The sequence below is a fragment of the Aeromicrobium halocynthiae genome, from assembly GCF_039531385.1.
GTDB lineage: Bacteria > Actinomycetota > Actinomycetes > Propionibacteriales > Nocardioidaceae > Aeromicrobium > Aeromicrobium halocynthiae.
Genome location: NZ_BAAAPY010000013.1, coordinates 1 through 14,341 on the forward strand (window position 1 = coordinate 1; position 14,341 = coordinate 14,341).

Annotated in this window: 12 protein-coding genes, 1 pseudogene and 1 riboswitch; of the genes and pseudogenes, 10 read left to right on the forward strand and 3 right to left on the reverse strand. The window is 72.6% G+C overall.

All coding sequences use genetic code 11. The features are described from left to right. The 3 genes and pseudogenes from ABD213_RS13735 to ABD213_RS13745 all read right to left on the reverse strand — a co-directional run. Positions 1-277, reverse strand: a pseudogene (locus tag ABD213_RS13735) (HNH endonuclease signature motif containing protein); the annotation flags it as partial. A gap of 515 nt (positions 278-792) precedes the next feature. Further along, positions 793-1,305, reverse strand: coding sequence for a hypothetical protein (locus tag ABD213_RS13740; protein ID WP_344329746.1), 513 nt, complete (start codon positions 1,303-1,305; stop codon positions 793-795). Between the two features lie 4 nt (positions 1,306-1,309). Continuing rightward, a complete protein-coding gene (locus ABD213_RS13745) occupies positions 1,310-3,205 on the reverse strand; it encodes an acyl-CoA dehydrogenase family protein (protein ID WP_344329747.1) in 1,896 nt (631 codons plus the stop codon). A 116-nt stretch (positions 3,206-3,321) separates the two neighbouring features. On the opposite strand from ABD213_RS13745, the gene ABD213_RS13750 reads away from it, so the two are divergent. The 10 genes from ABD213_RS13750 to ABD213_RS13795 all read left to right on the forward strand — a co-directional run bounded on the left by ABD213_RS13750 (position 3,322) and on the right by ABD213_RS13795 (position 14,058). Beyond that, positions 3,322-3,936 (forward strand): hypothetical protein, encoded by a 615-nt coding sequence (locus tag ABD213_RS13750; protein WP_344329749.1) that lies wholly within the window; start codon positions 3,322-3,324, stop codon positions 3,934-3,936. Between the two features lie 70 nt (positions 3,937-4,006). Continuing rightward, positions 4,007-4,072: riboswitch (cobalamin riboswitch) on the forward strand. 80 nt (positions 4,073-4,152) lie between these two features. After that, positions 4,153-5,289 carry a CbiQ family ECF transporter T component gene (locus ABD213_RS13755; protein ID WP_344329751.1) on the forward strand — a complete coding sequence of 379 codons (1,137 nt, stop codon included), beginning with the start codon at positions 4,153-4,155 and terminating at the stop codon, positions 5,287-5,289. Continuing rightward, on the forward strand, positions 5,286-6,875 hold the full coding sequence (locus tag ABD213_RS13760) for an ABC transporter ATP-binding protein (RefSeq protein ID WP_344329754.1): 1,590 nt from the start codon (positions 5,286-5,288) through the stop codon (positions 6,873-6,875). The genes ABD213_RS13755 and ABD213_RS13760 overlap by 4 nt, the downstream gene beginning before the upstream one ends. A gap of 71 nt (positions 6,876-6,946) precedes the next feature. Next, positions 6,947-7,699 carry an ECF transporter S component gene (locus ABD213_RS13765; RefSeq protein WP_344329931.1) on the forward strand — a complete coding sequence of 251 codons (753 nt, stop codon included), beginning with the start codon at positions 6,947-6,949 and terminating at the stop codon, positions 7,697-7,699. Positions 7,700-7,921: 222 nt separating this feature from the next. After that, positions 7,922-8,746 carry a hypothetical protein gene (locus ABD213_RS13770; protein WP_344329756.1) on the forward strand — a complete coding sequence of 275 codons (825 nt, stop codon included), beginning with the start codon at positions 7,922-7,924 and terminating at the stop codon, positions 8,744-8,746. 69 nt (positions 8,747-8,815) lie between these two features. Next, entirely contained in the window at positions 8,816-10,021 is a 1,206-nt protein-coding gene (locus tag ABD213_RS13775; protein WP_344329758.1) for an NAD(P)/FAD-dependent oxidoreductase, read from the forward strand. Continuing rightward, positions 10,005-10,247 (forward strand): hypothetical protein, encoded by a 243-nt coding sequence (locus ABD213_RS13780; protein ID WP_344329760.1) that lies wholly within the window; start codon positions 10,005-10,007, stop codon positions 10,245-10,247. Before ABD213_RS13775 ends, ABD213_RS13780 begins: the two co-directional genes overlap by 17 nt. A 49-nt stretch (positions 10,248-10,296) precedes the next feature. Continuing rightward, a complete protein-coding gene (locus ABD213_RS13785; protein ID WP_344329762.1) occupies positions 10,297-11,376 on the forward strand; it encodes an NADH:flavin oxidoreductase/NADH oxidase in 1,080 nt (359 codons plus the stop codon). Between the two features lie 22 nt (positions 11,377-11,398). After that, complete coding sequence (gene purL / locus ABD213_RS13790) at positions 11,399-13,705, forward strand: phosphoribosylformylglycinamidine synthase subunit PurL (protein ID WP_344329763.1); 2,307 nt, start codon at positions 11,399-11,401, stop codon at positions 13,703-13,705. Further along, a complete protein-coding gene (locus tag ABD213_RS13795; RefSeq protein WP_344329765.1) occupies positions 13,705-14,058 on the forward strand; it encodes a sterol carrier family protein in 354 nt (117 codons plus the stop codon). The genes purL and ABD213_RS13795 overlap by 1 nt, the downstream gene beginning before the upstream one ends. Positions 14,059-14,341: the final 283 nt, after the last annotated feature.

Sequence of the window (14,341 nt, forward strand, 5' to 3'; positions counted from 1 at the left end):
ACGCCGCCCAACAGCCAGGTGCCCGTTCGATCATCCGATCCGCCATCGCCAGACGGGCGTTGACCTGCTGCTCCGACAGACCCATGGCCTGCCCGATCTCCAGCGAGATCATCCCCCGCTCCAGCAGGCGCTTGATGGGAGAGGGATCAGCGTCGATCCTCGCCTGCTCGATGTCCCGGTACCGCACCATCCCCGCGAGCGCAGCTGCCTCCGACATCGCCTGCGCCCGCGCCAACGCGTCCAGCGACGCGGTGCCGGGAGCCGACTCGATGTCCATGAATCAAACATACGTGCGACCACTGACAGTCCTCCGAGAGCATTGGACAGCGACGTCCGGCGCGGACGGTGTTGTTCAAGATGACCACCGCAGGTCGCCGAGAGCGGCGGGATTCCAGATGAGCCGCGCCTGTTCCTCCACTCTCCTGCCATGCAGAGACGGCCGCTCAGCCCATGGGTCGCTGTGCCGGCCTCCCTGCTTGCCGCCTGGGCCCTTCTGCAGGCGTTGAGCCTCTCGGTGCGGTACGCGTCGCCAGCATGGTTGGGTACCTGCCTGGCCGTGGTCTCCACTCTCTTGTTCCTTGGCGTCGTCTTTGCCTTCTTGCGGCGGGCCTTCGCCTTCCAGAGGCGTCAGCAACGCCGACGTCGCTGATCCAAGACCGATCCGTACGACGCACGCACCATGGATCGGGTCACCCGCCGCGACGCACTGCAACTACTCGAGTAGAGGGTGCTCTCGGATCGTCCTGATCGTGGGAGCGCCGGCGCGCCGCATCGTGTCGAGACGGGCCCTGATCACCGCTCCGGGGACGGCTCGTCGGGGCGGACCCGGTACCTCTCGGCGAAGCTGATCTCGACCGCCTGGACGCGGCCGACGTCGAGGCAGACGCTCTGCACCAGCAGGTCCTGAGCGTCGGGGGCGAGGTTCACCGACCAGGTGACGCGGTCCTGCTCGCCGGTCAGCGCGACGGCACCGTCCTCGTCCGTGCGCTGCGGGTCCAGGCCCGCTTCGCCGAGGCGCTCCTGCAGCTCGGTCGCGGTGGACTCGACGTCGACGACGGGCTGCTCGAAGTCCGCCTCCACGTGGTGCCGCGCGAGGTGCCGGTCCGGGCACCGGCGCGCGTCGGCGAGGGCACTTCGCTCCTCGCGGGGGACGCCGAGGACGGCGCCGGTCTCGACCAGCACCGTCCGGGCGACGTCGTCGGCCGCGAGGCGGTCGCGCTCGGGGTTGACCCGGTCCGGTGCCGGACCGCAGGCGCCGAGCACGATGCCGGCGCCCAGGACCGCGGACAGTGCCGTCAGTCGCACCCGATCAGTCCCTGAGGATCTCGGCGTCGAGGGTGTGCTCGGGGATGCCGAACCCCTCGATGAGCGTCAGCAGGTGCGGACGCAGCTTGTCGAGCAGGGTGTTGATCTCCGCGGTGATGACCTTCGCGCGCTGGTCCGAGAGCCGGTTGTGACCCATGAACCAGGCGAGGTCGTCCTCGATCGTCGTCAGCGCGTACAGGCTGCAGACGTCGCGCAGGAGGTCGGCGGCCTCCTCGTCCTCGCAGCGGGCGATGCCGGCGGTGAACGCCTCCAGCACGATCCGCTCGATGTGGACCCGGCCGGCGCGGATGACGTGGTCCTGCGCGTTGTTGAAGATCCGGAACGCCTCGTCCGCGTCGGCGCTCGCGGCGCGCTGCAGACGTCGGGCGGCGGTCTCGATGACGTGCTGCTCGCGGTCCTCGAACAGCTCCAGCTGGGTGCCGCGGTCGAGCAGGTCGTGCTCGTCGCCGCCGGGGCGGGCGTCGATGAGGCGTTGGATCAGCTGCGAGGCCGCCGTCCGCTCGCGGACGATGTCGGTGACCGTGCTGGCCGCGAAGCGCACCATGCCGACCGGGTCGAGCCCGCCGACCTCCTGCGCGTACGCGGTGAGCATCTCCTTGGCCACGAGCTGCAGCAGGACGTGGTTGTCGCCCTCGAACGTCGTGAAGACGTCGACGTCGTCGCGCAGCAGCGCGATGCGGTTCTCGGCGAGGTAGCCGGCGCCGCCGCACATCTCGCGGGACTCCTGGATGGCTCGCGACGCGTGCCACGTCATCATCGCCTTGAGGCCCGCGGCGCGACCCTCGAGCTCGCGCTGCTGCCCGGCGTCGGGCTCGGCGTTGCTCTGCAGCCTGTGCATGCGCGCCACCTGCTGGTTCTGCGCGAAGCGGTACGCGTAGCCCTTGGCGATGAGCGGCAGCAGGCGACGCTGGTGCATGCGGTAGTCGGCCAGCAGCACCTCGGGGGTGTCGTCGGGGCCGAACTGACGACGCTTCAGCGCGTACCGGCCGGCGATGCTGAGCGCCACCTCCGAGGCCGCGAGAGCCGACCCGCCGACGCTGACGCGGCCGCGGATGAGCGTGCCGAGCATCGTGAAGAAGCGACGGTTCGTGTTCTCGATGGGGGAGGAGTAGGCGCCGCCCTCGTCGACGTTGCCGTAGCGGTTGAGCAGGTTCTCGCGCGGGATGCGGACGCCGTGGAATTCCAGGCGACCGTTGTCGACGCCGCGCAGGCCGCCCTTGTGGCCGTTGTCGGAGATGATGACCCCCGGCAGCGGCTGGCCGTGCTCGTCGCGGATCGGGACGAGGAAGCAGTGCACGCCGTGGCTCTCGCCGCGGGTGATCAGCTGCGCGAACACCGTGGCGACGCTCGCGTGCTTGGCGGCGTTGCCGATGTAGTCCTTGCGGGCACTCCTGGTCGGCGTCTCGATGACGAACTCACCGGTCGACGGGTCGAACGTCGCCGTCGTCTCCAGGGCCTGGACGTTGCTGCCGTGACCGGTCTCGGTCATGGCGTAGCAACCGACGAGGTCGAGGTCGATGATCTGCGGGATGAGCGCGTGGTGGCGCTCGGTGCCGAGGTTCTCGATGGCGCCGCCGAACAGGCCCCACTGCACGCCGGCCTTGACCATGAGCGACATGTCGAACTGGGCCAGCATCTCGATGCCGGTGACCGCCATGCCGGGATCACCACCGCCGCCGTGCTCGGTCTTGAAGCCGGCTGCCGGGACGCCCGTGGGGACGAGCTCCTTGAGCTGACGGAAGGTGCGCTCCCGGGCGTCGTCGAGACCGAGGTCGTGGTCGAAGGCGAGGTCCAGCTCGGCCAGCTCGACCCGCGACTGCTCGCGCACGTGCCGCCACTTGCCGTCGAGGGCGATGCGGACTTCGTCGGAGAGACTCATGGCCCAACGATACTCGTGGCCCCAGGGCCTCGCGCGGCGTTCGACGAGGGTCACACCGCGCCGTCGGCGCCCGCCCCGCAGGGATCGGACGTCGGCAGATTGCTACGGTCTGGCGCATGCGTACGCCCCGCGCCCTCGCCGCCACCGCCCTGCTGGCCCTCACCGGACTGGCCGGGCCCGCCGTCGCCGCCGACGACGACCTCGCGTGCGGTCCCGATGACGTGGTGGTCGTCGTCGACGCCGAGATGCTGGGTGGCGACGTCGAGGCCCGCTGCGTCCCCGTGCCGCAGGACGGCACGATGCTCAGCGCCGTCGAGGACGCGGGCTTCGTCGTCGAGGGCACGGCGGAGTTCGGCTCGTCGGTCGTGTGTCGCGTCGACGGGTTCCCGAGCGAGAGCCGCGAGACCTGCCGCTCCATGCCCGCTGCCGACGCCTACTGGGGCGCCTGGATCGGCGCCGACGACGCCTGGGGCTTCGCGCAGGAGGCCGTCGACTCCCAGCCGGTCGCCGGTGGTGACGTCGTCGCGCTCGCCTTCCAGGAAGGGCCCGACGAGCGTCAGCCCGCGCTGTCCCCGGCCGAGGCGACCGAGCAGGCCCAGCCGGTCGACGAGGCGGGTCGTCCGCAGAGTCCGTCGGACGGACTGCCGTGGGGGGCGATCGCCCTGGGCGTCGGCGCGGTCGTGGTGCTCGGCGCCGTGCTCGCGGTCGTCCTGCGTCGTCGTCCCAGCTGATCTCCTCGCGCCCGCTGATACCGTGGGCGGGCCGGTCGTACCCGGCCCCTTCCACAGTTCCCCGACGCGGGGGAAGCCGGTGCGAGTCCGGCGCTGACCCGCAACCGTGAGCCGTCCTGCGGCGAGCCGGACCACCTGCCCGGGGACACCCACTCCACGCTGTCGCGGACCGCAGGTGGACCACGGTCCTCCTGCTGCAGCGAGATGAGGACCATCATGACGCGGGCTTCGCTCAACGGCCTCGGCCGCCGGGCCGACGCGTCACGGACCCTCCACCCCGTCGCGTGGTGGGTGTGGGCGCTGGGCCTGGCGGCGACGGCCAGTGTCGTGACGAACCCCTGGATGCTCGTGCTCGTCGTCCTCGTGGTGAGCATCGTGGTGGTGGCGCGCCGGACCGACGCCCCGTGGGCACTGAGCTTCCGCCTCTACCTGTGGTTCGCGCTGTTCATCGTCGTCGTGCGGGTCCTGCTGCGGGTGATGCTCGGTGGTGACAGCGGCGGCACGGTCCTGGTCGTGCTCCCCGAGGTGCCGCTGCCGGACGTCGCCCGCGGGGTGCGGCTGCTCGGCCCCGTCGCCCTGGAGTCGGTGCTCGCCGGCCTCTACGACGGGATGCGGCTGGCCACCATCGTGGTGTGCGTGGGTGCCGCCAACGCCCTGGCCAACCCCAAGCGCCTGCTCGCCTCGCTCCCACCGGCCCTCTACGAGGTCGGCACCGCCGTCGTCGTGGCCCTGTCGGTCTTCCCCCAGCTCGCCGACAGCCTGCGTCGGGTGCGCCGGGCCCGTCGACTGCGCGGGGACGCCGGTCGTGGGGTGGGTGCCCTGCGACGCGTCGTCGTCCCGGTGCTGGAGGACGCCCTCGAGCGCTCCATGACGCTGGCCGCCGGGATGGACGCACGTGGCTACGGCCGCAGCGGCACGGCGACACCGCGGCAGCGCGCCGTGACCGGTTCGCTGCTGCTCGGTGGTCTCGTGGGGCTCGCCGTCGGCGTCTACGCATTCCTGGACTCCTCCGCACCGCGGGTGCTCGCCGTCCCGATGCTCGTGACCGGGACCGTGCTCTCGGTCGCCGGGCTGGCCGCCGCGGGTCGCCGGGTCCAACGCGTCCGCTACCGCCCGGACCCGTGGGCGCGCGGCGAGCTGGTGGCCATCGCGAGCGGCCTCGGCGCCGCGGTCCTGGCGGTGCAGCTGCCCGTGTGGCAGCCCCTCGTGGCGAACCCTCCGCTCGGTGCCTTCCCGACGGTCACGCCGCTGGCGGTCGCCATCGTCCTGCTGGGGCTGCTGCCGGCCGCGCTGATCCCGGAACCACCTGCGGCCGCGCCCGCCTCACGGACGCCGCAGGAGGTGGCGACGTGATCGAGCTCAGGGACGTCACCTTCGGCTACGACGACGCGGACCACCCGGTGCTGCGCGACGTCGACTTACGTCTGGAGGAGGGCGAGCTCGTGCTGGTCGCCGGTCGCACCGGAACCGGCAAGAGCACCCTCCTGAGGCTCCTCAACGGTCTCGTCCCGCGCTTCAGCGGCGGCGAGCTGGCCGGCGACGTCCTCGTCGACGGCTCCTCGATCGTCGGCGTCGCACCGCGCGACCTCGCGCACGTCGTCGGTCACGTGCCGCAGGACCCGCTCGCCGGTTTCGTCACCGACACCGTGGAGGAGGAGCTCGCCTACGGGATGGAGCAGCTGGGCATCGATCCCGGCACGATGCGGCGCCGCGTCGAGGAGACGCTCGACCTCCTCGGCATCGAGGACCTTCGCGACCGAGCGCTGCGCACGCTCTCCGGCGGTCAGCAGCAGCGCGTCGCCATCGGTTCGGTGCTGACCATGCACCCCCGGGTCCTCGTGCTCGACGAGCCCACGTCGGCGCTCGACCCCACCGCTGCCGAGGACGTCCTGGCGACCCTCGCGCGCCTCGTCGACGACCTCGGGCTCACCGTCGTCGTGGCCGAGCACCGGATGGAGCGCGTCATCCCGTTCGCCGACCGTCTCGTGCTCGTCGACGACACCCGCGTCCGGGCCGGTGAGCCGGCCGAGCTGCTGCGCACGTCGAGCGTGGCGCCGCCGGTGATCGAGCTGGGCCGCTTGGCGGGGTGGGACCCGCTGCCGCTGTCGGTGCGGGCGGCGCGACGTCGGCGTGACGCCCTGCGGGAGCGACTCTCGGACCGTCGGTCCCGCGCCGTCACGATCGCGGGCGAGGACCAGCTCGTCGCCCGGGGTGTGACCGTCGCCCACGGCGACCTCGTCGCGGTCCGCGACGTGTCGGTGCGCGTGCGGCGAGGCGAGATCGTGACGGTCATGGGCCGCAACGGTGCGGGGAAGTCCTCGCTGTTGTGGGCCCTGCAGGGTGCCGGGAAGCGTCGGGCCGGGTCGCTCGACGTGCGCGGCGAGGACCCGGCGACCGTCAAGGCGGATCGAGCACGGACCCTCGTCGGCCTGGTGCCGCAGACCGCGGGTGACCTGCTCTACCTCGAGACCGTCGCGCTGGAGTGCGCGGCCGCCGACCAGCAGGCCGACGCCGTACCGGGCACCTGCCGGACCCTGCTCGACCGGCTCGCCCCCGGCATCGCCGACGCCCACCACCCCCGTGACCTCTCCGAGGGTCAGCGCCTCTCGCTCGTGCTCGCCATCGTGCTCACCGCTCGTCCGCACGTCATCGCCCTGGACGAACCGACCCGGGGTCTCGACTACGGCGCCAAGGTCGAGCTGCGACGCATCCTGCGCGACCTCGCCGACGACGGCCACGGCGTGCTCGTCGCCACCCACGACGTCGAGTTCGTCGCGCAGGTCGCGGACACCGTCATGGTCATGGCGCAGGGCGAGGTGGTGTCCGCCGGGACGCCCGAGCAGGTGCTGCCGGAGTCCCCGGCCTTCGCCCCGCAGGTGTGGAAGATCCTGGGCGACGGGTGGCTCACGGTCGACGAGGTCCAGGCGGCCCTCGCGTGAGCCCGACGACGACCTCGTCCGCGAGGCCCGCCTCGACCGCGGTGCGCGTCGGGGCCCGCTCCGCGGTGACCATGGCGCTCGCGAGCACGGTCGGGCTGCTGATGTTCGCGTGGCCGCTTGTGCTGGTACCGGCGCAGGGTGCGGACAGGGTCGACCCGCCGTTCGTCTTCCTCCTGCTCCTGCCGCTGGTGATCCTCGTCGTCGTCGCCGAGCTGTCCGAGGGCGGGATGGACGCCAAGGCCCTCGCGATGCTGGGGGTCCTGACGGCGGTCAACGGCGCCCTGCGGTCGGTGGGTGCGGGGGTCGCCGGGCTCGAGCTGGTGTTCTTCCTGCTGATCCTCGCGGGTCGGGTCTTCGGGCCCGGGTTCGGCTTCGTGCTCGGGTGCACCTCCATGTTCGCCTCGGCGCTGCTGACCGGTGCCGTCGGGCCGTGGCTCCCGTTCCAGATGCTGTGCGCGGCCTGGATCGGGATGATCGCGGGGCTCCTGCCGCGTCGGGTCTCGGGGAGGGCTGAGATCGTCATGCTGGCCACGTGGGGCATCGTGGCCGCGTACCTGTTCGGCGCGCTCATGAACCTCTGGTCGTGGCCCTTCACGCTCGGCATCGAGGTCCCGGGGCACGCGTCGACGTCACTCGCCTACGTCCCGGGCGCCCCGGTCCTGGAGAACCTGCAGTCCTTCGCCGTCTACACGCTGCTCACGTCCACCGCGGGGTGGGACGCCGGCCGAGCGATCACGAACACCGTCGCGATCGTGGTCCTCGGCCCGGCGATCCTCGCCACCTTGCGCCGCGCCGCCCGACGCGCGCGCTACGTGCGGGCCTGAGGACGGTCCTCGGACTCGGGGTGTGGTCTCGATGCGCGGGGACCTGCTCCTTCGTCGCGGTCCCCACCACGCCCCCAAGCACTCCGTGCAGGGGGCGCCCCCAGACCACCGAGGGTCGGCCAGTCCTTGGTGGTGGTGTGTCGAAACCAGATCTCCGCCGGAGGGACGGGTCGCGGCGGGCGATACGTGACACCGTCGATGTCACGGTCCTAGTCTGTGCCCATGAACCTCGTCGGGCTCGCCACCCTCCCGGTCCGGGTGACGGTGGCCGCCACCCGCACGACCCTCGCCCTCGGACAGCTCGCCTCGCCCGACGGGCCCCTGCTCCGCCAGGGCGGGTACGCCGACCGCGTGGCCGTCCTCATCGGCGAGGACGGGCTCCTCGAGCAGCTCGCGAGGCTGCTCGCCGACGAGCGCGGCGTCGTCGCGCTCGGCAACCTGATCGCCGACATCACGGCCGAGGACCGCCCCATCGGGCGGGCGCTCGCCCGCGACGGGCTCGTGGACCGGATGGCGTCGGAGGACGGACCCTTCGTACGTCTCCTGGAGGCCGACGGACCGCTCGACCGTGCGCTGGCGGAGGACGGTCCGCTCTACCGCTTCCTCGCGCCCGGCGGCGCGCTCGACCGGCTGCTCGCGCCCAACGGACCCCTCGAGCGACTCACCGCCGAGGGCGGACCCCTGGAGCGGATCCTCGAGCCCGGCGGCACCCTCGACCGGCTGCTCGCCGAGGACGGCGCCCTCGAGCACGTCCTCGAGCCCGGGGGCCTCCTGGAGCAGTTGCTCGAGGAGGAGGGCATCCTCGAGACCCTCCTCGGTCCTGGCGGCACCCTGGAGCAGCTCGTCCACCTCGGGCACACGTTCGACGCGATCGTGCCGCGCCTGGAGGCCCTCGGGAACGCGATCCCGAACCTCAACAACGCCGTCGCCGTCCTCAGCGGCGCGGTCGAGCCGCTCGGCAGCCTCGCCAACCGGTTCCCGGGGAGCCGTCGCCGCGGGCTCACCGCCGGCACCGAGCGTCCACCCGGCGACGTGCCGCTCGACTGACCCTCCCCGATCGGCCGGTGGACCCGCGGCCGACTTGCCGACCCGCGCCGCGGCCTCAGGATCGTCGGTATGGACATCGTCATCATCGGGGCCGGCCTGGCCGCCGCCAAGACCGCAGCGACCCTCCGCGAGAAGGGTCACGACGGCAGCATCACCGTGGTCGGCGAGGAGCCGCACGCCCCCTACGAGCGCCCGCCGCTCTCGAAGGACCTGCTGCAGGGGGAGTCGAGCCTGGAGGACGCGCTCGTGCAGGACGCCGCCTGGTACGAGGAGAACGACGTCCGCCTCGTCACCGGAGCCCGCGCCGAGCGCATCGACACCGCCGAGCACCGCGTGCACCTCGAAGGAGGCGAGGCGCTGACGTACGACAAGCTCGTCCTCGCCACCGGCGCCACGCCCCGCTCCCTCGACCTGCCCGGCGCCGACCACGCTCTGCGTCTGCGCCGCGTCGAGGACGCCGAGGCCATGCGCTCGGCGTTCGAGGACGCCGAGTCCGTCGTCATCGTCGGGGCCGGCTGGATCGGACTGGAGGCCGCCGCGGCAGCACGGGCCGCCGGCCTGCGCACCACCGTCCTCGAGCACTCCGACGTGCCGCTGGAGAAGGCGCTCGGCCGCGACATGGGAGAGCACTTCGCCCGGCTGCACCGCGGCCACGACGTCGACCTGCGCACGGGCGTCAGCGTCGGCGCCGTGACCGGGGACGGGCCCTTCGCGGTCACGATCGGTGGCGACGTCCTCGAGACCGACCTCGTCGTCGTGGCCGTGGGCGCTGCGCCCGCCACGGAGCTCGCGGAGGCGGCCGGCATCCTCGTCGACGACGGCGTCATGACCGACGAGCACCTCGTCACCAGCGATCCCGACGTCCTCGCGATCGGCGACGTCGCCCGGTCCTTCAACCCCACGCTCGGCACGGCGCTGCGCGTCGAGCACTGGGACAACGCCTCCCGTCAGGGCGAGCTCGCCGCGAAGGTGCTGCTGGGCGAGGACGCCGCCTACGACTGGTTGCCGTTCTTCTTCACCGACCAGTACGACCTCGGCATGGAGTACGTCGGTCACGGCAGCGGCGACGACGAGACCGTCGTGCGCGGCGACCAGGCCTCCGGCGAGTTCATCGCGTTCTGGCTCGACGGCGACCGCGTCACCGCCGGCATGAACGTCAACGTCTGGGACGTCAACGACGACATCCGTGCCCTCGTGGGTCGTACCGTGGAGCGCGAGCGGCTGGTCGACCCCGACGTGCCGCTCGCGGAGGTGGCCGGTGGCTCGAAGGGCTGACGACGTCGAGGAGGCCGTCGCCGAGGACGTCGAGGGTGCTGTCGACGACGCCGTCGAGGGGGCTGTCGCCCGGGCCCGCGAGGCCGGGCGGCGGCGCTTCGGTGCGCTGCCGGAGGGTGTCGCGCTCGAGGACACCGTCGCCGAGCACGACGCGCGGCCCGTGGCCGACCCGCAGGGTGGTCGCGACCCCGAACGCGACTTCCTGCTGAGGCACGCGCTCCCCTGAACCGCCGTGCGCGGGAACATCCCGTCCCGCCCGGTCGTTGCGACCGGACGTGCCCACCCTGCTCGAGCCCCTGACCCTGCGCGGCCTCACCGCACCCCACCGCATCTGGCTCGCGCCGATGTGCCAGTACAGCTGCGAGGCGCAGGACGGCGTCCCCACCGACTGGCACCTCGCGCACCTCGGCGCCCGAGCAGCGGGTGGGTTCGGACTGATCGTCACCGAGGCGGCCGCGGTCGTGCCGGAGGGACGGATCAGCCCGCAGGACGTCGGCCTGTGGAACGACGACCAGGCCGCTGCGTGGCGTCGCGTCGTCGACGTCGTGCACGACCAGGACGTCCCGATCGCGGTCCAGCTGGCGCACGCGGGCCGCAAGGCCGCGACGTGGGCACCGTTCGCCGAGGAGTTCGGATCGGTGCCGCAGTCCGACGGCGGCTGGGTCACCGTCGCCCCCACCGACCGCGCCTACGAGGGACTCGCCGCGCCCCGACGCATGACGACCGAGGAGGTGCGTGCCGTGGCCGGCGAGTTCGCCGCCGCCACGCGCCGGGCCCACGACGCGGGCTTCGACGCTGTCGAGATCCACGCCGCGCACGGCTACCTGCTGCACCAGTTCCTCTCACCGCTCGTCAACGACCGCGACGACGAGTACGGCGGCGCCTTCGAGAACCGGACCCGCGTCGTGCTGGAGGTGGTCGACGCCGTGCGCGCCGCCCTGCCCGAGGACAAGCCCGTGCTCATCCGCTTCTCCGCCACCGACTGGGCCGACGGCGGGTGGGACGTCGAGCAGACGACGCGCCTCGCCGCGCTGGTCGTCGAGCGCGGGGTCGACCTCGTCGACGTCTCGTCCGCGGGTGCGGTGCCGGAACAGCGCATCACGGTCGGGCCCGGCTACCAGGTGCCGTTCGCCGCGCAGGTGCGCGAGACGGTCGACGTCGCGGTCAGCGCGGTCGGGCTCATCACCGAGCCCGAGCAGGCGGCGCAGATCGTCGAGTCCGGCGACGCCGACGTCGTCATGCTGGCCCGCGCGGCGCTGCGCGAGCCGTCGTGGCCGCAGCGCGCCGCGCACGAGCTGGGCGAGCCCGACGCTGTCCGCGTGCCACCGCAGTACCTGCGGGGCGTGTGGCGCTGACCCGCGCCGTTAGGATCGCGTCGTGACCGACGCTCCCGCGAAGCCCACCCTGGACACCGTCTCCCACGCCACGGCCACGCCGGAGCGCGAGCTCCCGTGGGCCGAGCTCGGGCTGCGCGCCGAGGAGTACGAGCGGATCCGCGAGATCCTCGGCCGACGCCCCACCGGCGCGGAGCTGGCCATGTACTCGGTCATGTGGAGCGAGCACTGCTCCTACAAGTCCTCCAAGGTGCACCTCAAGAAGTTCGGCGAGCTCGCCCAGGAGACACCGCTCGGCAAGACCCTCGCCGGCATCGGCGAGAACGCCGGCGTCATCGACATCGGCCAGGGCTACGCCGTCACCTTCAAGGTGGAGTCGCACAACCACCCCAGCTACGTCGAGCCGTACCAGGGTGCGGCGACCGGCGTCGGCGGCATCGTCCGCGACATCCTCGCGATGGGTGCCCGTCCGGTCGCCGTGATGGACCCGCTGCGCTTCGGCCCGCTGGAGGCCGAGGACACCAAGCGGGTGCTGCCGGGCATCGTCGCGGGCGTCGGCGGGTACGGCAACTGCCTCGGTCTGCCGAACATCGGCGGCGAGGTGGTCTTCGACGAGACCTACCTCGGCAACCCGCTCGTCAATGCCCTGTGCGTCGGCGTGCTGCGCCACGAGGACCTGCACCTCGCGCACGCGTCGGGCGTCGGCAACAAGGTCGTGCTCTACGGCGCCCGCACCGGTGGTGACGGCATCGGGGGCGTGTCGGTGCTCGCGTCGGAGACGTTCAGCGAGGACGGCCCGGCCAAGCGCCCGAGCGTGCAGGTCGGCGACCCGTTCATGGAGAAGCTGCTCATCGAGTGCACCCTCGAGCTGTTCGCGGCCAAGGTCGTCAACGGCATCCAGGACCTCGGCGGCGCCGGGCTGTCGTGCGCCACCAGCGAGCTCGCGTCGGCCGGCGACGGCGGCATGCACGTCGAGCTCGACACCGTCCCGCTGCGCGACTCGACGCTCTCGCCGGAGGAGATCCTCATGAGCGAGAGCCAGGAGCGCATGATGGCCGTCGTCGAGCCCGAGCACCTCGACGCGTTCATGGCGATCTGTGACAAGTGGGACGTCGAGGCGGTCGTCGTCGGCGAGGTGACCGACTCCGGCCGGCTCGTCATCGACTGGCACGGCGAGACCGTCGTCGACGTGCCGCCCCGCTCGGTCGCCCACGACGGCCCCACCTACCAGCGCCCCTACGCCCGCCCGGACTGGCAGGACGCGCTGCAGGCCGACCGCGCCGAGGACCTGCCCCGCCCGAGCAGCGGTGACGAGCTCGGCGACACACTCCTGCGGCTGATGGCCTCGCCCAACCTGGCCGACACGTCGTGGGTCACCGACCAGTACGACCGCTACGTCCGCGGCAACACGGTGCTCGCGCAGCCGGAGGACTCCGGCGTCGTGCGCGTCGACGAGGACTCCCACCTCGGGGTCGCCGTCTCCACGGACTGCAACGGCCGCTTCGCCAAGCTCGACCCGTACGCCGGTGCGCAGCTCGCGCTCGCCGAGTCCTACCGCAACGTCGCGGTGGGGGGAGCGCTGCCGCTGGCCGTCACCGACTGCCTGAACTTCGGCTCCCCCGAGAACCCCGACGTCATGTGGCAGTTCGAGCAGGCCACGCACGGGCTCAAGGACGCCTGCGAGGTGCTCGGCATCCCGGTGACCGGCGGCAACGTGTCGTTCTACAACCAGACCGGCGACGTCCCGATCCTGCCCACGCCCGTCGTCGGCGTGCTCGGTGTCGTCGACGACGTCCGGCGCCGGGTCCGTCAGGGCTTCGCTGCCGAGGGCGAGCACGTGCTGCTGCTGGGCGAGACGCGCGAGGAGCTGTCCGGCTCGTCGTGGGCGCACGTCGTGCACGGCCACCTGGGCGGTCTGCCACCGGCCGTCGACCTCGCCGCCGAGCAGGCGCTCGCGGGGCTCATGCGCGCGGCGGTCGCCGACGGGCTCGTCTCCAGCGCCCACGACCTCTCCGACGGTGGCCTCGCGGTGGCGCTGACCGAGGCCTCGATCCGCAACGGCGTCGGCGTGCACGTCGAGCTCGACGACGACCCGTTCGTGACCCTGTTCAGCGAGTCCGCTGCGCGGGCCGTGGTGAGTGTCGCGCCCGAGCACCACGGGGCGTTCGTGTCCCTGGCGGAGGAGCACGGGGTCGAGGTCGCCTCGATCGGCCGCACCGGCGGGGACGCGGTCGAGGTCGCCGGGCAGTTCCGCCTGCCGATCGCCGAGATCCGTGCCGCGTGGTCCGCGACCCTCCCGGGCGTGCTGGGTCACACCGTCGGCATCGACAGCGAGCACCCGGTGCCCTGATGGCACGAGCGATGACGGCACTCACCCCCGAGGTGGTGCAGGGCCTGCTCGACCGGCTCGACGAGGGCGACACCTCGCGCGAGGTCCTCAAGCCGTTGACCAAGCACTTCCTGTCCGCGCTCGTGGACAAGGCGCCCGGACGCAGCGTCGAGGTGCGGGTGCCGCCGTTCGCGGCCGCGCAGTGCATCGAGGGAGCCACGCACACCCGTGGCACCCCGCCGGCCGTGGTCGAGACCGACGCCGAGACGTGGATCGCCCTCGCCCGCGGCACCCTCTCCTGGTCCGACGCCGCCCCGCGCGTCCACGCCTCCGGCGAACGCTCCGACCTCTCGCCCCACCTCCCCCTCGCCTGACCCCCGCCATCCGACACGTGGCGCCAGGAGCTCGCCGCTCGGGGGCCCGGGCCGCGGTCATCGCGAGGACCGGTCTGGTTGCCCGGTGACCCCTTGGGGGGATCTGTATGCTGATTCGCAGCGGCCTCGACCCACACCCCTGGAGGGTCGGGGCCGCGCTTTCTTGCCTCGAACCGCAGGCTTCGCGCCGTCTCAGACCTGGCGTCGGTCCGCCCAGTAGGGCTTGCGCAGCTCGCGCTTGAGGATCGTGCCCGACAGGTTGCGTGGGAGCATCTCCACGACG

Excerpts from the sequence above, each read along its gene's own strand:
- ABD213_RS13745 (WP_344329747.1), bottom strand. The coding sequence starts at position 3,205 with ATGAGTCTCTCCGACGAAGTCCGCATCGCCCTCGACGGCAAGTGGCGG.
- ABD213_RS13750 (WP_344329749.1), top strand. The coding sequence starts at position 3,322 with ATGCGTACGCCCCGCGCCCTCGCCGCCACCGCCCTGCTGGCCCTCACC.
- ABD213_RS13755 (WP_344329751.1), top strand. The coding sequence starts at position 4,153 with ATGACGCGGGCTTCGCTCAACGGCCTCGGCCGCCGGGCCGACGCGTCA.
- ABD213_RS13765 (WP_344329931.1), top strand. The coding sequence starts at position 6,947 with ATGGCGCTCGCGAGCACGGTCGGGCTGCTGATGTTCGCGTGGCCGCTT.
- ABD213_RS13770 (WP_344329756.1), top strand. The coding sequence starts at position 7,922 with ATGAACCTCGTCGGGCTCGCCACCCTCCCGGTCCGGGTGACGGTGGCC.
- ABD213_RS13775 (WP_344329758.1), top strand. The coding sequence starts at position 8,816 with ATGGACATCGTCATCATCGGGGCCGGCCTGGCCGCCGCCAAGACCGCA.
- ABD213_RS13795 (WP_344329765.1), top strand. The coding sequence starts at position 13,705 with ATGGCACGAGCGATGACGGCACTCACCCCCGAGGTGGTGCAGGGCCTG.